15 protein-coding genes are annotated in these 18,243 nt (G+C 63.0%); 7 read left to right on the top strand and 8 right to left on the bottom strand.

All coding sequences use genetic code 11. The annotated features are described in order from the left end of the window. Positions 1-10: 10 nt before the first annotated feature. Entirely contained in the window at positions 11-6,919 is a 6,909-nt protein-coding gene (locus U5G49_RS11040; RefSeq protein WP_193442421.1) for an apolipoprotein A-IV repeat region-like domain-containing protein, read from the bottom strand. 462 nt (positions 6,920-7,381) lie between these two features. Between U5G49_RS11040 and U5G49_RS11035 the strand changes: the two genes are divergently transcribed. Both U5G49_RS11035 and U5G49_RS11030 read left to right on the top strand, forming a co-directional pair. Beyond that, positions 7,382-7,765, top strand: a complete 384-nt coding sequence (locus U5G49_RS11035; protein ID WP_017964526.1) for an Hpt domain-containing protein — start codon at positions 7,382-7,384, stop codon at positions 7,763-7,765. Between the two features lie 262 nt (positions 7,766-8,027). After that, on the top strand, positions 8,028-8,348 hold the full coding sequence (locus U5G49_RS11030) for a 2Fe-2S iron-sulfur cluster-binding protein (RefSeq protein WP_003540151.1): 321 nt from the start codon (positions 8,028-8,030) through the stop codon (positions 8,346-8,348). Between the two features lie 316 nt (positions 8,349-8,664). Here the strand turns inward: U5G49_RS11030 and U5G49_RS11025 are convergent, their stop codons facing one another. After that, a complete protein-coding gene (locus U5G49_RS11025; protein WP_018242231.1) occupies positions 8,665-9,291 on the bottom strand; it encodes a DUF922 domain-containing Zn-dependent protease in 627 nt (208 codons plus the stop codon). Between the two features lie 101 nt (positions 9,292-9,392). Between U5G49_RS11025 and folP the strand changes: the two genes are divergently transcribed. From folP to folK, 3 genes are read left to right on the top strand one after another with little or no spacing between them, the layout of a single operon-like run. Beyond that, entirely contained in the window at positions 9,393-10,262 is an 870-nt protein-coding gene (gene folP / locus U5G49_RS11020; protein ID WP_168320158.1) for a dihydropteroate synthase, read from the top strand. Beyond that, complete coding sequence (gene folB, locus U5G49_RS11015; RefSeq protein ID WP_003540148.1) at positions 10,259-10,624, top strand: dihydroneopterin aldolase; 366 nt, start codon at positions 10,259-10,261, stop codon at positions 10,622-10,624. The genes folP and folB overlap by 4 nt, the downstream gene beginning before the upstream one ends. Then, positions 10,617-11,135, top strand: a complete 519-nt coding sequence (gene folK / locus U5G49_RS11010) for a 2-amino-4-hydroxy-6-hydroxymethyldihydropteridine diphosphokinase (RefSeq protein ID WP_193442481.1) — start codon at positions 10,617-10,619, stop codon at positions 11,133-11,135. The genes folB and folK overlap by 8 nt, the downstream gene beginning before the upstream one ends. A 68-nt stretch (positions 11,136-11,203) precedes the next feature. Here the strand turns inward: folK and U5G49_RS11005 are convergent, their stop codons facing one another. Continuing rightward, positions 11,204-11,755 carry a hypothetical protein gene (locus tag U5G49_RS11005; RefSeq protein WP_003540146.1) on the bottom strand — a complete coding sequence of 184 codons (552 nt, stop codon included), beginning with the start codon at positions 11,753-11,755 and terminating at the stop codon, positions 11,204-11,206. A gap of 9 nt (positions 11,756-11,764) precedes the next feature. Between U5G49_RS11005 and U5G49_RS11000 the strand changes: the two genes are divergently transcribed. Then, positions 11,765-11,902, top strand: coding sequence for a hypothetical protein (locus tag U5G49_RS11000; protein WP_162804581.1), 138 nt, complete (start codon positions 11,765-11,767; stop codon positions 11,900-11,902). 63 nt (positions 11,903-11,965) lie between these two features. On the opposite strand, the gene U5G49_RS10995 is transcribed toward U5G49_RS11000, so the two are convergent. The 3 genes from U5G49_RS10995 to U5G49_RS10985 all read right to left on the bottom strand — a co-directional run bounded on the left by U5G49_RS10995 (position 11,966) and on the right by U5G49_RS10985 (position 15,088). Continuing rightward, entirely contained in the window at positions 11,966-13,045 is a 1,080-nt protein-coding gene (locus U5G49_RS10995) for a YcjF family protein (RefSeq protein WP_193442419.1), read from the bottom strand. Then, positions 13,042-14,517: a YcjX family GTP-binding protein gene (locus U5G49_RS10990; RefSeq protein ID WP_193442417.1), complete on the bottom strand. Its 1,476-nt coding sequence runs from the start codon at positions 14,515-14,517 to the stop codon at positions 13,042-13,044. Before U5G49_RS10990 ends, U5G49_RS10995 begins: the two co-directional genes overlap by 4 nt. A gap of 76 nt (positions 14,518-14,593) precedes the next feature. Further along, positions 14,594-15,088, bottom strand: coding sequence for a SixA phosphatase family protein (locus U5G49_RS10985; protein WP_193442415.1), 495 nt, complete (start codon positions 15,086-15,088; stop codon positions 14,594-14,596). A 276-nt stretch (positions 15,089-15,364) separates the two neighbouring features. Between U5G49_RS10985 and dksA the strand changes: the two genes are divergently transcribed. After that, on the top strand, positions 15,365-15,784 hold the full coding sequence (dksA, locus tag U5G49_RS10980; RefSeq protein WP_017964517.1) for an RNA polymerase-binding protein DksA: 420 nt from the start codon (positions 15,365-15,367) through the stop codon (positions 15,782-15,784). A 138-nt stretch (positions 15,785-15,922) separates the two neighbouring features. Here the strand turns inward: dksA and U5G49_RS10975 are convergent, their stop codons facing one another. After that, positions 15,923-16,558: a DUF1062 domain-containing protein gene (locus U5G49_RS10975; protein ID WP_018242225.1), complete on the bottom strand. Its 636-nt coding sequence runs from the start codon at positions 16,556-16,558 to the stop codon at positions 15,923-15,925. 418 nt (positions 16,559-16,976) lie between these two features. Next, complete coding sequence (locus tag U5G49_RS10970; RefSeq protein WP_193442413.1) at positions 16,977-18,035, bottom strand: flagellar biosynthetic protein FliO; 1,059 nt, start codon at positions 18,033-18,035, stop codon at positions 16,977-16,979. Positions 18,036-18,243 lie beyond the last annotated feature (208 nt).

Genomic DNA, 18,243 nt, shown 5'->3' with positions numbered 1-18,243 from the left:
CCAGTCAGGCTCAGCCGAGCCTGCCTGCGGCGTGGGCGAGCATGGTGTAGACCTTGCCCGTATCCGAGGTGAGGTAGGACTGCGTCACCGTCCGGTTCGGGTCGGTGCGGGCGACGTCGGCGAGCAGCTTTTCGAAATCACCAATGTAGCGGTCGACGGCGGTGCGGAACTCCGGTTCGCGGTCGTATTTGCGCTTGATCTCGTCGAAGGTCTGTTGGCCCTTCAGCGTGTAGAGGCGGCGGGTGAAGACGTCGCGCTCGCCGCGCTGGTAACGGCGCCAGAGATCGACCGAGGCGTCATGGTCGATGGCGCGGGCGATATCGACCGAGAGCGAGTTCAGCGATTCGACGACGTGACGCGGATTGCGGCTGTCGTTGCTGCGCGCGACCGGTGCGGCAGTTTCCGCCGGTCGGGCCGGAGCGCGGGCAGCCGCCTCGTCGGCAGCCTCCTCACGCGATGCGCCACGCAGGAGATCGCTGATCCAGCCGCCGCTTTCCGGACGCGCCGGCTCCTGACGGCCTGTTTCCTGGCGAGTGGGGGCAGGCTGCGGGGCGGCGCGCTGGGGAGCGGCAGCCGGCGCAGATGGTGCGATCGTTCCGCGCAGACCTGCCGCTTCGATCGGCGGGGGTGCTGCCGGCTGCGGCGGCTGGGCGACCGGCTGGGCGGGACGCGGGGCAGGCTGCACCTGAGCGAGCGTGCGGGCGACAGGCTCGGAGATCTCGAGCTGCTGGCTGGAGCGGCCGACGAGCTGGGAGATATCCTGTAGCGCCTTGATCTGCTCGGCGACGGCCCGGCGCATGGCCGAGGCGCTTTCCTTGGCTTCCTCGGGAAGATCGAAGGCGCCACGCTTCAGCTCGGCGCGGGTGGCGTCGAGCTCGTTACGGATGTCGGCCGCGGAGCGGCGGATATCCTCGGTGGCGCCGGAGAAGCGGCCGACGGCATCATCGATCGCCTCGCGCAGCGCTTCCCGCATGTTCTGGGCGGCACCGTCGGAGGCACGGCCGGCTTCCCCGAGCATACGCTCGACTTCCGACAGCGAGGCCGTGAGACCGCCGCGAATGCGATTGGAGAGATCGCCGGAACGGCGTTCGACATTGGCGAAGGTGCCGTCGATCGTCGTATTGGCCTCGTCGCCGGCGCGGGTGATCGCCTCGCGCATCGTCTCTGCCGCTTCCTGGGCACGCTTCTCGGTTTCGGTGAGAATGCGGCCGATATCGGCGAAGGAGGATTGCACACCTTGGCGCAGATTGCCGGTGACCTGGTTGGAGCGTTGCTCTGCCCGCTCGAACACAGTCTCGATCATGCTGCCGAGGCCTTGCATGGTCTTTTCGATCTCGGCGGAGCGCTGGACGAGGCCGACAGAGAGTGTCTGCAGCGCGCTCTCGCGCTCTTCGAGCGTCGAGGCGAGGTTGGACTGGGCGGCGCCGAGAAGCTGCGAGGCCTGAGTCAGGACCTTGGAGTGTTCGTCGAAGCGGCCGATGATGCCGCCGACCTGCGCCAGCGTCTGGCCCGAGATGTCGGAGAGGCGGTCGATCTTGCCTTCGAGGAGCCTGGTCGAGGCGGAGACCATTTCAGCGGCCTTGGTGGCGGAGTCGGCAAAGCGCGTGGTGGTGTCGCCGAGACGGCCGTCGACGCTGGCCAGTTGTTCGGCGGAGCGGTTCATCATCATCGCCATCGCCGCACTGCTTTCTGACATGCGCTGGACGAGGCCATTGACGTTGCCGACCAGGCTGTTTTCGATGGCGCTGACGGCATTGGCGACATTCTCGGTGCGGGCGGCAACGGCGCTGGCGAGTGCTTCGTTTTCGGCGCGCAGACGCTCGGCGCTGAGATTGGCCGCGGCGGTGATGCGGGCGGCAGCCTGCTCGCCGGCATCGGTGTAGCGGTCGATGATCGGGCGGGCCGTTTCGTCGAGGATGCGCGTCAATTCGACCGAACGGCCTGATAGCATCGAGTTGAGGTCGCGGGTGCGCTCTTCGAGCGTCGAGCGGATCGAGTTGCCGCGCGTTTCCAGTGCCCGGTCGATATCGGAGAACGTCGTATCGATCTCGCGGGCACGCTCCTCGAGATTGGTGCGAATGGCGCTGCTGCGCGCTTCGAGCGCCCGGTCGACATCCGCCATGGTGGCGGAAATCTCGCTGCCGGCGCCCGACAGTGTCGAGCGGATGGCATTGCCGCGTGTCTCCAGAGACTGGCCGGCATCCGACAGCACCTTGGAGATGGCATTGACTTGCGTGCCGACGATGGTCTCGGCCTCGGCGACCTTGTTGACGATGGCGTTACCGGCTTCCGAGAAGGTCTGGGCGACGGCAGCGGCCTGGCTTGCCAGCCGGTTCTGAGCTTCAGCGACACGGGTGACGATCTGCGACGAGCGCTCATCCATGGTGCGGGTGAATTCGTCGCTTTTCGCATTGAGATCCTCGGCGAATTGCTGGCCGGTCTTGCCAAGCAGTTCGGTGGTTCTCGTCGCTTCGCCTTCCATTCCCTGGGCCGCGTCGGCAACCGCGCTGCGCAGCGTCGAGGCGAGACCGGCGGCCTTGCCTTCGATGGTGCGGTTGACGGCCTCGAGGCCGACGGTCAACGCACGGTCCATGGTGGAGAGGCGTTCCTCGATGCGTTCATTGCCGCGGTCGAGCGTTTCGCCGAGGCTCGCGGTGCGGCCCTCGATGGCGCCCGTCAGGCTGGTGGTGCGGCTGTCCAGCGTCTCGGCCAGATTGGCGGTGCGGCTGTCGATCGCCTGGGTGAGGTTCGCAGCACTGCCTTCGAGCGTCGCGGAGATGCGCCGAGTGGTATCGTCGCTGAGCGCGCCGAGACGGGAGACGCCGTCGGCAAGCACGCCGGACAGCTGGCCGGTGGCCGCTTCGACCTTTTCGGCAACGCCGCCGACGCCGTCGCGGATGCGGGTCTCGATTGCTGCGAGACCGGTTTCCACACGTGATCCGGTTTCTTCAAAACGGCCCGTCAGGCTTTCGACCGACCGATCGAGATGGGCGGAGAAATTCTGGGTGGAGCTCGAAATCGCATGTGCCGCCTCCTGGAAGCGGCTGGCGATCTGGCCGGCGCCGGCATGCATGCGATCTTCCAATGTCTGGGCGCCGGCATCGATCGCCTGGCGGATCGCAGCTTCACGGTGCTCCAGCGACAATTCGAGCATGCCGACACTCGTCGCCACCGATGTGCCGATGCTGGTCGCCTGTTCGGCCAACGTATCGCTGATCAGAGCATGGGCCTGGTTCAGCGATAGGTCGATGGCGTTGGCGCGGTCTTCGAGCGTCGTGCGGATGCGCTCATGGGCAGAGGCGAGCCCACCCTCGATGCGCGCTGCGGCCTCGTCGGCGAGGCCTCCGAGCCGTGTATGTGCATCGGTCAGACGGCCTTCGATGCGGCCGGTCAAACCGCCGACGAGATCCTCGAAGCGGGCGCCGCCGGTATCGAGAACGCCCGAGAGGGCGGCGCTATGTTCGGAAAGCGCATTTTCGAGCCGCTGCTGATTGTCGGTATAGGCGGTGCGGATCGCATCGGTCTTGTCGGAGAAGGCGCCGGCGACTCGTGCCTCGGCACCGGAGACGGCCTCCATAATGGCGTTGCTGCGGGCTTCGAGCACACTGTCGAAGCGGCTCTGGTTATCGTCGAGCGAAATGGCGAGCGCCATGGTCTTTTCATCGAGCGTATCGGTGAGCCGGTCGTGGGTTGCCGTCACGGCGCCGATGATCGCGGCGGTGCGGTGCCCCAAGGCTTCCTCGAGGCGGGCCTGGCCTTCGTTCAGCGAGGCGGCGAGGGCGGCGGCCTTCTGGTCGAGCACACCGTTCAGGCCTTCGCGCGTGCCGGAGACCGCATTGGTGATCGCTTCGGCGCCTGTTGTCAGCGTCTCCTCGAGACGGCTCTGGCTCTCGTTCAGCGAGATGGCAAGCGCCATCGCCCGGTCGTCGAGTGTCTCGGACAGGCGGTCGTGGGTGGCGGAGACCGCATTGAGGAAGGATTCCGAGCGGCTCTCCAGCGTGTCCTGCAGGCGGCTCTGGCCTTGGTTCAGGGAGGCGGCGAGCGCCGTCGCCTTTTCGTCGAGTGTGTCCTCGATACGCGTCTGAGTTTCGTTGAGCGAAATGGCGAGCGTCATCGCCTTTTCGTCCAGTGTTTCGGAGAGGCGATCATGGGTGTCGGAGACAGCGTTCAGCAGAGCTGCGGAGCGGGTTTCGAGCGTATTCTCGATACGGGCCTGGCCTTCGCTCAGCGAGGTGGCAAAAGCTGCCGCCTTGCCGTCCAGAGTCTCCGAGAGACGGTCATGAGTGCCGGAGACGGCGTTCAGAAGGGCCGTGGAACGGGTTTCGAGCGTGTCCTCGATGCGGGCCTGGCTCTCGTTCAAGGTATTGGCCAGCGCCATGGCCTTCTCGTCGAGCGTCTCGGCAAGGCGATCGCGCGTGCCGGACACGGTGTTCAGCAGCGCCTCGGCGCGCGCTCCAAGCGCATCCTCGATGCGGGCATGGCGCTGGTCGAGCGAGGTCGTAAGGGCGGCCGCCTTGATGTCCAGCGTTTCTGACAGGCGATCATGCGTGCTTGATACGGCGTTGAGGAAGGCCTCGGAGCGGGTCTCGAGCGTATCCTCGATACGAGCCTGGTTTTCATTGAGCGAAATGGCGAGAGCCATCGCCTTTTCGTCGAGCGTCTCGGAGAGGCGGTCATGCGTGCTTGATACCGCATGCAGCAGCGCTTCGGAGCGGGTCTCGAGCGTGTCCTCGATGCGGGCCTGGCTCTCGTTCAGAGAGATGGCCAGCGTCATCGCCTTTTCGTCGAGCGTCTCGGCAAGACGGTCATGGGTACCGGAGACGGCATTGATGATGGCGTCGGAGCGCGTCGCCAAGGCTTCCTCGAAGCGGCCGTGATGGGTGGTCAGCGCCTCGACGAGCGCGCCACCGCGCTCTGCCATGACGCTGTCGATACGGCCGTGCGCCGTGCCGAGCGCTTCGCTGATTTCGGCCGCACGGGCAGTAAGCACGCCGCTTAGCTCCTCGGCGCGACCGCCGAAGGCAGCGGTCACCTGCTCGGTGCCGGCGGCAACGGCTGTCGTCAGATCGGTGGTGGTGGTGCGCAGAGTGTCGCGGAATTCGGCCGAGCGTGTCTGAAGGTTGTTCTGCAGCTCGGAGGTACCGGTCGCAAGCGTCAGCGCGATGTCAGACGTAGCGCTCTGCAGCGCCGAGGTCAGTTCGCCGGTGCGGCTGGTGAGTACTGTGGTGATTTCGTCCGCGCGGCTGCCGAGGGTGCTTTCCAGGACTTCGTGGCCGGTGGCGAGCGTGGTGGCGAGCGCCAGCGACTGGTCGGTCATCGACGAACCAAGGCGGTCAATGCCGGAATTCAGGATGCCGTCGATCGAATCTGAGCCGCCGGTCAGCGTCTCGTTGATACGGGCGAGGCTCTCCATCAGCTTGGTGTCGAGCGAGCCTGTGCGTTTGTCGAAGGCGCTGGTGAATTCGGCGACGCGTTCGTCGAAGGCGGTCGACAACTGGGCGACAGTCGTCTGCAGCCGCTCCTCGAAGAAGCCGGAGCGCACGTCGAGATCCATGACGGCGTCGTCGGCGGTGGTCTGCAGGCTCTGGCGGAAGCTTGCACCCTTTTCGTCGAGCGCGCTGTTCAACTTCGACAGCACGTCGTCAAGCGTGCCGCCGATCGTGCGTTCGCCTGACGTCAGGCTCTCGTTGATCTCGCGGGTGCGGGCGATCAGGATCTCATTGAGCTGGTGCGTACGCTCGTTCAGCGCCGCATTCAGCTTTTCCGTGCTGCTGTCCATGGTCGAGGCGCGCGTCTCGAACTGGCTGAGCAGCCTTTCGCCATGGTCGTTGAGATTGACGGAGAGGGCTTCGAGGCGGTTGTCGAATTCGGTGGCCAGCGCAAAACCCGATGCGTTCAGTGTCTGCAACAGGGTATCGGTCTTGGCTGCGAGCAGGCTGCCCATCGACTGCAGGGCGCTGTCCGACTTTTCCAGGATCGTCGCGGCGCGTGTATCGATGAGCGAGGCGAAGGCTTCGCCCGATGTGGCAAGCCGTACCGCGATCTCTTCGGTCGCAAGCGAGAGCTCTTCCTTCAACTGATCGTGTACGCTGCCGATCGAGGTGCGGATACGGTCGGCATGGTTGACGATCGCTTCGCGCTCGGAGCCGAGTTCGTGGACGAGACCGCGCACGCGCAACTCGTTGTCGGCATAGGAACGTTCAAGGGCATTGACTTCGGAATGGACGAGCGTTTCCAGCTCGGAGGCACGAGCGATGGTGCGTTCGATGCCCTCATTCATGGCCGAGACCTCACGGCGCACGGCCTGGCCGACCGTCATGATGCGCTCGGAGGCGATGGTTTCCGGCTCTGCCAGGCGCAATGCCACTTCTGCCATGGAGCGGGCGGCGTTGCGCATGTCCTGGGCGCGGGAGATCATGATGGCGAAGGCATAGAACATCATCACGGGAATGACGATGCCGACGAGGCCGGCGATGACGCCGGGCAGGGCGACGAGATCGGCGAGCGAACGGATCTGCCAGATCTGCGGAGAATAAAGCAGCGACATCAGACCGAGGCCGGCCATGACCCAAAGTACGGAAAACAGGGTGGCGGTACGCACCGCCGAGCGGCTGGAGGCGCCGTCAAAGGATTTCAGGATCGAGGCGGGCGTATTGCGGCTGGCATCGTTGGCGGGCGCGAAGGTCGGGCCCCTGGAAGCCTGCTCGCCGGCGGCACCGCGGCGGCTACGGCGCTGCGCTTCTTCCTGGGCCTGCTGATTGCGCGCATTCACTGGATCAGACACATTAGCCTCCGGGGCCTGGGGCGCGTCGCCGCGGCGAGACGGTACGTTATCCTTGCTGAAGTCGATCTGGAGCGCCTCGTCCAATGCCTTGAACGCCTTGTCCTCAATCGACTCGTTATATTTGTTGTTCGCCATTCGGGTATGCCTCGTTACTGTCAGCCGGCCCAACCGCGCATCCGGGGCTTCCGCCTCACCCGGGAACAACTTTGCCGTTCCAGCCTCCCATCCCAACGAAGGACGGATAAGCATGTCATTTCAGAGTAGATAGCCGCTTTTTCAAACGGAAGGTATCAAAACACTACCATTATCCACTCGCTCGGCAAAGGCGCGTACCATAAACCCGCTCCACCAGTATCGTAGTGACACATCTGGGCTCTTCACACAATTAATGAAGGCTTGAGATTCACGGCCCGTTAACCCGTTGTTAACATCTTTGAATCCTAGACACCGCTTAAAAACCAATAATTTAGGGATGTTTAACGGACGTTAACCATATGGCGAGATTTCCACCCTGAGTGTGCCGGAATTTAACGTGATAGCCACCCTCCTGACGCAGAACTGTTGCAACTGCGGACGACAGAGACGGGAGAATTGGCAATGGCAGCCCAGATGGCAGCATTGAACATCGTATTCGAGGCGCCGGATAATGCAAAGGGACCGTGTCCCTCGAAGGTCCGGCCGATCGATCTGGTCCATCTCGCAAAGCAGACGATGGGCGACAAGACGCTGGAAATCGAAGTCCTTCAGATGTTTGCGCGCCAGGCCCGTGCATGTCTACAGGATATTGCGAGCGGTGAAACCATCCGTATCGGGGCAGCCGCGCATCGGCTGAAGGGCGCGGCAAGCTCAGTCGGCGCGTTCCGCGTGTCGCAGACGGCGGAAGCGGTCGAGGAAACCGGTGGCGATGCCGGCGCGACGGCAGCGCTGGGTGCCGCCGTCATCGACGCCGAGAATTTCATCTTGAAGCTCTGCCGCGGCTGATCTCTAAGTCTTTATTTAATGCATGTCATTGTCCCAAAACCGCTGCACACTGTTGGACGACGTGCAGGAGATAGTGTTTTAACGAGGCCCGTTGTTCCATTGCGGAACCGCGGGTCTTTTTGCGACGTCCCGTATGACGCTTTGAAGACGGCGGGCGAAGGCCCGATCTGCGAGGCTATGGCGGATTTCGCCAATATTGACTGACGCGTCGAATTGTCGGAAGAAAATCCGCCCACCCACCTGAAGACCGGAAATAGTCCTGATGCCCAAACTTACCATCGTCGCCTTCGACGGCACGCGCTTCGACCTCGACGTCGACCAAGGCTCCACCGTGATGGAGAATGCCGTGCGCAATTCGGTGCCCGGCATCGAGGCCGAATGCGGCGGCGCCTGCGCGTGCGCGACCTGTCATGTCTATGTCGATGAGGAGTGGACGGAAAAGGTCGGCCAGCCGGAAGCGATGGAAGAGGACATGCTCGACTTCGCCTTCGATGTACGCCCGACTTCGCGGCTGTCCTGTCAGATCCGGATGAAGGCTGTCTATGACGGGCTCGTGGTCCACGTGCCGGAACGCCAGGCCTGAAGCACGTTACGCTTCAAACGTCGCCGAAACATTCGATATCAAAAAAGACGCCTCGCGCGCTTGAGCGAGCGAGGCGAGGCGGGCGCATTACCTACGGATGAGGGAGGAACATCCGCGGCTTCGGAACGCGCCAGGAGAACCCAGCGATGAAAGTGCAGATGCCGTAGCTGAACTTTCGAATGTGTTCATATTAACGCGTTCCGGTTGAGTCTGCCAGGATGAAAAATGACCATTCAATCGCTGGGGAGGGTGCAAGTTTCGCACAAGTTTCGTTGTGCAGCTAAGGTTTTCCGCTCGCAACCAGATTGAAAAAGCCTTATTTTTCGCCGGCTCGACCGTTGATTCGATTATTTAGCAACCTCAACATTCGCTTCTGAAAATTGACGGCCTCGACCCGATCGAATCGCGCCTGCTGCCGGTCGTGCTCCTCTATACCGCGAGCTGATTCGTTGGAGACGAGTTCCTGCATGGCTTCGCAGCTGCGCTGCTGGCGCAGCGCGCGAATGGCGCGCTCCATGGCGCGGGCCTGGTCGCGGGCGATCTCGGCATGGCGCTCCTCGTGGCGCTTGATATCGCTCGACAGCGCGTCCCAGATCATCGACAGCTCCTTGCTGGCGCCCTTGCGGCTGCTCCAGCGCGGCAGGATGATCTGGGTATGGACCGTGACCTTGACGTTGCCGACGCGGCAGCGCCCGTTATCCTGGATATAGGTTGCCTCGCCGCCGAAGCGGATCTTCGTGGCGCCGGGATGGCGGGCAGAGGAACCGCTCGCCGTCGGGCCCCGCCGGCTGAGTTCGCGGTCGAGCTCATCCGCTGTTTTGCCGCGAATGTCGAAATAGGAATAGCTTTTCGATGCGATCACTTCGGCTGCCACGGGGCTGCAAAGGGAAAGAGCAATGGAAAAGGCGATAGGAAGGACCATATAACGCACTGCAAGCGGCATTCTGAACGCAACCCGTGTTGAAATCGACAGGAGCTTGGGGCATAGCCACCGCAAGCGCAATATCGGATGGCGCTTTTTTCGTCCTCAATGGGATAAGTCTGGTGACAGGGCTCGAAGGCAGTATATGGCGTGTCGGCCATGGCCGGGAGATCGAACTCGGCCGTCGTTCGACGATCATGGCGATCATCAACGTGACGCCGGACTCCTTTTCAGACGGCGGTCGCTTTGAAACCGTCGATGCGGCGGTCGAACAGGCGCTGCGAGCGGTGAGCGAGGGCGCCGGCATTATCGATATCGGCGGCGAATCGACCCGACCGAACGCAGCAATCGTCAGCCCTTCCGAGGAGCAGGCGCGCGTGCTGCCCGTCATCGAGGCGCTACGCGGGCGCACCCAGGCGCTGATTTCCATCGACACCTATCGCGCCGAGACGGCACGGCTTGCGATCGGAGCTGGCGCCCATATCGTCAATGACGTCTTCGGGCTGCAGAAGGAGCCCGATATCGCCAATATCGCCGCGGTGACCGGAGCCGGGCTCTGCATCATGCACACCGGCCGCGATAGGGTAAAACTCGTCGATGTGATTGCCGATCAGGTACATTTTCTCGAACGGTCGCTTGCGATCGCCGCTGCATCAGGCGTCAACCGCGACCGCATCGTACTCGATCCGGGCTTCGGCTTCGCCAAGGAGACGGCGGAGGAGAACCTGGAGCTGATGGCGCGGTTTTCTGAACTTTCCCGTTTCGGCTTGCCGCTGCTCGCCGGCACGTCGCGCAAACGCTTCCTCGGCGCGGTGACGGGCCGTGAGGCACAGGACAGGGATGCGGCGACGGCTGTGACCAGCGCGTTGCTCAGACTTCAAGGGGCTGCGGTTTTTCGGGTGCACAATGTCGCAATCAACAGGGATGCGCTCGATATCGTCGATGCTATGCTCAATGCGCGCCAGGAATTCGAGAGGAAGCGGCCGACATGACCACCTACACGATCACGCTGCAGAACTGCGCCTTCTTTGCGCGCCACGGCGTGCATGACGAGGAGGAATTCCTCGGTCAGCGCTTCTTCGTCGATGCCGAACTCGATGTCGTCGCCGGCGAGGCGCTGGAAAGCGATTCGATCAACGATACCGTCAATTACGGCATCGCCTTCACCGTGATCGAGCAGATCGTCACCGGCAAGCGGCGCTACCTGATCGAGTCCCTGGCGCTCGATATCGCCAAGGGGCTTTGTGAGACATTCCCGCAGATCCGGCGGGCGAAGATCACGGTGCGCAAGCCGAACGCACCGGTGCCCGGCGTGCTCGATTTCGTGCAGGTGAGCGTTGAGCACTTTGCCTGAGGCCGCATTGCAATCCGCCACACTCGGTCTCGGCGGCAATATCGGCGACCCAGTGAAGGCGATGGCTGCGGCACTGCAGAGGCTGGATGGAAGGGACGACTGCCGGGTTACGGCGGTGTCGCGGCTCTATCGCACGCCCCCTTGGGGAAAGACCGACCAATCCTTCTTCTTCAACGCCTGCGCCGCCGTCAAGACCAGCCTGGAGCCCGAGGCTTTACTCGATGTCTGCCTGTCGATCGAACGTGAGATGAAACGCGAACGCATCGAGCGTTGGGGGCCACGGACGCTGGATATTGATGTGCTGACCTATGGCGACGTGATCCAGGACGCGCCGCGGCTGGAACTGCCGCATCCGCGGATGACCGATCGCGGTTTCGTGCTGATGCCGCTTGCCGATATCGCGGGGGGTCTTCTCGTCAGGGGCAGGGCGGTGAGTGACTGGCTTGATGATGCCGAGGTGACCGGCATCGAGGTTGCCGACAACAATCGAGACTGGTGGCGGAGCGCCTGAAGCAGGGAAGCTGAAACGGAAAACGGCGGGAAACCCGCCGCTTCAGGAAAATCCGCTGTGCGGTTTGTCTACTGGATAGAACCGACGGCCATCTCGTCGACCTGGCGGGTCAGCGTCAGGCCAATAACCGGGATCATCTGGCTTTCGACCTTGACCGAAACGGTGACGTTCATCGTCTTGTCGTCGCGCACGCGGGCGATCATCGCACCATTCAGCTTGGCGCGGTTGATGCCGACAACGACGGTATCCTCGCTGACGGCGCCGGAGACGACGTCAAGGCCCTTGCCGGCGGCGCCGTCGAGGAACTTGCCCTTGTAGCTCGAGCCCGACTGCGAGATGACGGCGGTCATCGGCTGCTTGAAGACGCCGACGCGGCAGGTGCCGTCGAGCTTGATGCCGGCGCTGCTGTCGCCGGTGGGCTCACCGATCAGGTTGCAGGTGAATTTCGTGCCCTTGTACTTGCCGGCGACGATTTCGCCGGGACCCTTCCAGGAGCCGGCGACGGAATCGAAGAAGGCCTTGTCACGGGTTGCAGCGGTGGCTGCCGGAGCGACATCTGCAACGGGAGACAATGCCGCGGCGGCCAGGCCGCATACGATGAGAAACTTGCGCGAATACATGGATTTTCCTTGGCAAACACCACTCACGAACTGGCTGCAAGTTTTGCCGAAGAATGGTTAATCCTTCCTTTCGATTGTGCCGAAATGCAAGGCAATACAGGGTTTTTGCGCGGTGATTATTTTAAAATACCGTCACTAGAGCGTTGAATCTGCTCAAATTTCTCTGGCATTACCTTAGGGGAGGCGAAAGCTGCGGAATCGCTGCTTCGTTCAAGGATTGTTGCCGCGCGGCGACATGGAGGGAGTGAGATCGCCGATGAAATCACCGATTCCCGGCCGCTTCAGGGCGTGGAAGGCAAGCGGGCGGCAGAGATCCATCGCCGCGATTCCGATGCGGGCGGTCATCAGGCCGTTGATGACACCTTCGCCGAGTCGGGCCGAGAGCTTCGAGGCAAGCCCATGGCCGAGCACCTGCTGGACTAGGCTGTCGCCGACGGCGATCGAGCCGGTGACGGCCAGGTGCGCCAGCACGTCACGCAGCAGGCGGAACATGCCGAGCGTGCCGGGACGGCCGCCGTACAGCTCGGCCATGGCGCGGATGAGGCGTACCGCCTCGTAGAGCACATAGAGCAGATCGACGACGGCGCGCGGGCTGACGGCGGTGACGATCGAGACACGCTTGGAGGCGTTGACGATGAGCGCCCTGGCCTTGCGATCGAGGGGAGCGAGCAGTTCGCGTTCGGCTAGCGCAATCAGATGTGGGGGATCGATGACCTCGCCTTCGGTCGCCTTCAGCGTCGCGCGACCCTTCGATGTCTCAGGATTTGCCGACAGCAGCGTGGTCAGCTGGGCGACGACGGCGCGCGCCTTGGCCGGCCGAGTCTCGAGTATCGCCGCCTCGGCTTCGGCCTTGATCTTCTGGACAGCGGCAAGGCGCATCATGCCGACGGTTTCGCGGATGACGAGGGCCAGCACGGCAAGAATGCCGATTGCCAGCACGGTAAGGGCTGCATAACCCAGCCAGTCGGCGCGGGTGAAGAGATCGCGGATCAGGCTATCGGTCCAGAGGCCGATGGCGAGCGACAGCAGGATGCCGAAGGCGCCGGCGGCGATCTTGCCGAAGGAGGTTCGACGTCTCAGCGGCGTTGCAACGGGGACCGCGCTCAGATCCTTCTCGGGATTGAGGAAGGGATCGTCCTCGTCAGGTGTGACAACGATATTTTCGGAGAAGCTTTCCGGCTTGCGCCGCCGCTCTCCTTGCCGGCCGTTGTCGCGCAGCTCGGCAGCCTCGTCCTCATAGGTGAAGGCAGCGGGTGCGCGGCGCGGCGGATCGGACGGGGGCTTGCTCATGCGAGACGGTCTCCGAACAGGAACTGCATGGCGCGGTCGAGGCGGATATGCGGCACCGACAGCTTGATGCCGCCGCCGGTTTCCTCGAGTTGCGGCGGGCGGAATCTGACGACGTTGACATCGGGCAGTTGCAGACCGGTGTCGCCCGCGGCGAGGCGATCGAACAGGCTTTCCGGATCCTCAGGCAGGTCGCCGGGGAAGATCGCGGTCTTTCTCTGGCCGTCAAAGCGCTCGCCGGCGATGGTTTCGCCCTCCATCGGCGTGCCGACGATGACCGGCAGTTCATGGCCATCACGTTTGACGGTCGCTTCGCGGGTGGCGCGCACGGAGGCAAGCGCCATGACGTCGATTCCGGCGCCTGCCATGCCGATGCGGTCGATGGCGCGATCCACCAGGCGGCGGGTCAGGGCATCGAGCCGGTCGTGGCTTTCATGGTGGAGATGGTCAGCCTTGGTGGCGGCGACCAGCACGCGGTCGATGCGGCGCCCGAGCAGGGAGGAAAGCAGCGAATTGGTGCCAGGGCGGAAACAGGCGAGCACATCGGTCAGCGCGCGTTCCAGATCCTGCACGGCTTCGGGGCCGCGGTTCATCGCCTGCAGTGCATCGACCAGGACGATCTGGCGGTCGAGCCGGGCGAAATGTTCGCGGAAGAAAGGTTTGACGACGACCGATTTGTAGGCCTCGTAGCGCCGCTCCATCATCGTCCAGAGCGAGCCGCGGCCGGGACGTCCGTCCGGCGGCAGCGCTAGCGGCGCGAAGGTCAATGCCGGCGACCCGTCGAGATCGCCGGGCAGAAGCAGGCGGCCGGGCGGCAGGGTGGAGAGCGAGCGTTCGTCGGCCTTGCAGGCCTTGAGATAATCGGCAAAGGCGGTGGCGAGATCGCGGGCGACCATCTCGTCGGCGCCGGCATGGATATCGGCCGTGCGCGTCAGCGCCAGCCATTCCCGTGACAGCTCGGAGCGGATGCCGGTTTCGGCGAGCGCGATCGTCTCTTCGCTGAAGGTGCGATAATCCTTGCCGAGCAGCGGCAGGTCGAGCAGCCATTCGCCGGGATAATCGACGATATCGATCGACAGGCGGCCGGGCGAAAACAGCCGGTTCCAGCCGCTGGCGCTCTGATAATCCAGCGTGATGCGCAGTTCGGATATGGCCCGAGTCGAATCCGGCCAGATACGGTCCTTCACCAGTGCGCGGATATGGTCCTCATATTGAAAGCGCGGCACGGCATCGTCCGGCTGCGGCTCCAGCCGCACCGCTGAGACGCGACCGGATTGCACCGGCTCGAACAGCGGTAGGCGGCCGCCATTCAACAGATTGTGGACCAGCGAGGAGATGAAGACCGTCTTGCCGGAGCGGGAGAGGCCGGTGACGCCGAGCCGCACGGTCGGATTGACGAGGCCGCTCGCCCGATCGGCGAGATTGTCGAAGGCGATGCGGGCGTCATCGGCAAAAGATGTCAGGCGTGGCGGCAAGGCGCGATTCCGATTGGTGACTGCCTCGCAATATAGGGAGGGCGCGCCGCCCGCAAAAGAAGCGGCGCGAAAGTCTTCAGACGACCACGAAATCGGTGAGGCGCCAGACGGCGGCGGAAGCATCGTAATCGACGACGGCAAGGCCTGCCGTCGGGAAGCCGCCGTGAAGGGCGCTTACCATCGCCTCGTGACCGATCAGCGCCTCCAGCGCCTGCTCCATGGTCGGATTGTGGCCGACCAGCATGACGGCAGATTCGTCCTGCGCATCGATGATCTCGAGATAGTTGTCGACCGTGGCATTATAGAGCGCGTCAACATAACGAACCTCGAGCGTGAGGCCCATCGCCCGGTACACCGCATCGGCGGTATCGCGGCAGCGCAGCGCGGTCGAACTGATCAGAAGATCGGGACGATAGCCCTTGTCGGCGGCCTTGTCGGCGATGATTTCGGCATCGCCAAAGCCCTTTTCGTTCAGCGGCCGGTCGAAATCGCGCTGCCCGGGTTCGGCCCAGGCGGCCTCGGCATGGCGCAGGAGATAGATGCGGTTGGGCGGAGGCAGGGGTACGGTCATGGGCAAATCCAGGATCCAGCGGGCTTTTTCAGTAGCGGTTGCAATCGGCCGGCGTCAACCGTCAGCGATGCTCCAACTGCCCAAAACGCGGCTGATAACACGGCGTTTTGAAGGCGAAGCAAAAAACGCAAGCCGGAATAATGATGAGAAAATAGTCTGTTAGCCGAAAACTGTGACAGATTTAAAAATCTGTTTACCTGTCGTATTTGGCTTGAATCGCGACTAGCGCTTGGGATATACACCCGGCCAGATGAGATGTTCTTCAGGAGAATCGCGTTGAGTGAGAAGATCGATCTTAGCAATTACGTTCCCTCGGAAGAGGAAGAATTCATGAACGTAAACCAGCGTGCCTACTTCAGGGCGAAGCTGGTTGCATGGAGAAATGATATCCTTAGAGAAGCGCGCGAGACACTCGACCATCTGGCCGAGGAAAGCGCAAACCATCCCGACCTCGCCGACCGGGCGTCGTCGGAAACAGACCGGGCGATCGAACTTCGCGCCCGTGACCGGCAGAGAAAGCTGATTTCGAAGATCGACGCGGCACTGCAGCGCATCGAAGACGGCACCTACGGATATTGCGAGGAAACTGGCGAGCCGATCGGCCTCAAGCGCCTCGACGCCCGCCCGATCGCGACACTATCGATCGAGGCGCAGGAGCGTCACGAACGCCGCGAAAAGGTCTATCGCGACGAATGAGAGTTTTCATGCAGGCATGAGAGCAGAATAAGCGCCGCGATCAGATCGCGGCGCTTTTTTGTTATCCATTGTCCTCGCGTGTTGGGGAACAAGCCACAAAGGCCCGGGATCGAGCCGTTGTCGCCGCAGATTCCGTGATTACAGCCGATCTCCTGATGCCAGAGGTTTCCACGATTGCTCTCGATCGGCCTGCATGGCGAGGTCGATCACGATAAGGGTGCCATTCCTGATGCGTCGCCGCATGACGTCTGATCGGTCAGGATCTGTGCGAACCATGCCTTCATCATGAAGAGCCTGCAGCCGGGAGCGCGAAACTTTCAACTCGGACGCGAGCAGACGGTCAAGCCGTATGCTGGTTGGAAATGGGACTATCAGTTCGATTGCCAAACTCGTCCAATGTGCAGTTTCGCGCTGGATTTCTTTCGCGATTTCAAATTCAGCAAACTCGTCCACACGTTGCGACTTGTGCCGGAGAGCATCCAGGTTGAAGGTTTCCGCCCGGATCCAGTCCGGATCGTTGGATTGTAACGCGTCAAGGATTGCAGGGTCGATGTCGCGAACATTGCGGCGCTCGATGATTGGCCGGTTCCATGTCCTTTCACAGGTCAGGCATTTGTAGATAAGCCAAGCATCAAGCTTGCGACCGTTGGCGTTGAGCCGGATCTTGCCGCTGGATTGGAAGGCTCTCAGGCTTCCGCATCCACTGCATGCAATCCAAGGCTGGGGAGCTGTCTTGGGAATAATGGTCCATCGGACCTGAAGCGTATTGCACATACCGTCTTGGTCTTCCGTTCGGAAGTCCACCAAGATGGTGCATGAGAAAACCCCTTGCGGGCGCGGTGTGGCGATGTTGTGGGCGGCTGAAGAGCTGAGACAGCGGAGCTGCACATGGCACATTGTAACAATGCCAAACCGGTCTCTCGCCACCACCCGATGAACATGTTCGCATGCCGCCAGCGTGTCGCTCTGCGGCAGTACGGGTGAAACTGGAGTGAGACCGGTATTTACTTAGGCAAAGTGCAACCTCGAATGCGCCAACGCTCTTCAACCCTAGAGATAACAAATGATTGGCATGAAAGGCAGCCCCCAAGCCGCTCGTGTGCTGAAAGCCAGGGCAATGCGGCTTTTATGCAACGTGATGATGAAGGAAGGGGGGCTCTGGCAATCCGATGTCAGGCAGGCGCGTTTGCCTTCACTTGTCGCGATTGACACTCATTTCGCCGAAGATGCGGGCGACTTCCTTCTGCAGCTCGGTATCGGCGCCGGTGATCGGGGCAAGCTCGGGATCACGGCGTGGCAGGTTGCCCGGCTGCGGCACCGCTTGGCGAGGCGCCTGGTTTGCCGGCGCCGGCACGATGCGTTCGGCCGTCAGATTGTTCGACATTTCCTCTTCCAGCACCCGCTGGAATTCATGACGGATCGCCGCTGCCGGCTGCGCAGCCGGCTCGTCTTCGGCCGTTGCAGGTGCGGCGCGCGCGGCCGCCGGCATGTCCTGGACAGACGGGGCTGAGACCTCGGGGTCGATTCGCTGTTGCGGCAGCACGCGCTGGCGGGCGGCATCGAGGATCTCGGCGGCACTTGAGGCATCGTGAAATGGTGCTGGCTGCGCGGCTGGGGGAGCGGCGGGACGCTCCGGCGGGCGCGGCTGGGGCGGGACGGCACGCAGAGGATTGTCGCGTTCGGCCGACAGCGGAGCTGTCAAAGGCTCTGCCGGAAGAGGGCTCGTGACCACCGGCGGTGCCACGGCCGGCGGGGCCGGCGGTTGGGCCGACGGCTCTGGGCGCGGGCGCGGCTCCGGCGAAACCGGCGCAGAGAAAGTGGGTTCGGCGGCCGGCTCGACACGGGCTGCGACCGGCGGGCGTGGTGGCGAGACCGGCGGCGTTTCCGGCCGCGCGACGGATATCGGACGCTGCTCGACGGGCTGCGGGCGGCTGGCACTGTCCGGCTGTTCGGCCGCTGCGGGGAGGATACGGCTCTCGATGACGATATCGCTCGGGCCGCCGATCATGATCAGGTGCTCGACATCGTCGCGGCGCACCAGCACCAGCCGGCGACGGGCATCGACGGCTGCGGCATCCAGCACTTGCAGCCGGGGCTGGCGGTTGCGGCCGCCGCGCACGAAGGGCGAGGGCGCCCGGCTGCGGATCACCCAGAGCACGATGATGAGCAGGAGAAGCGCCAGACCGACGCCACCGGCGGCAAGCAGGAAACGGCTGCCATAAGCTCCGACAACATCATCCAACATAGTCACTCACTCCATTTCGCATTCGGCACATATTGACGACTTTTCCGTTCCTTAGGCAAGGGCCGCCGATCCTGTCCAGTCACGGGAGAACGCGATTTCGTGTTCCGCTGCTTGGCACTCGGCGACCTTGCGCACGGTCTGCAGCTGGGCTTCTGGGGCAGATGGCGCTGTTGCCTGTGAATTCAAGCAGTCTTGCCGGCTAGCGGTGTTTTTG

This window comes from Rhizobium indigoferae, assembly GCF_034554815.1.
GTDB classification, from domain to species: Bacteria; Pseudomonadota; Alphaproteobacteria; order Rhizobiales; family Rhizobiaceae; genus Rhizobium; species Rhizobium leguminosarum.
Note: the sequence above shows the minus strand (reverse complement) of the source record. Positions and strands in the feature narration are given on the sequence as shown.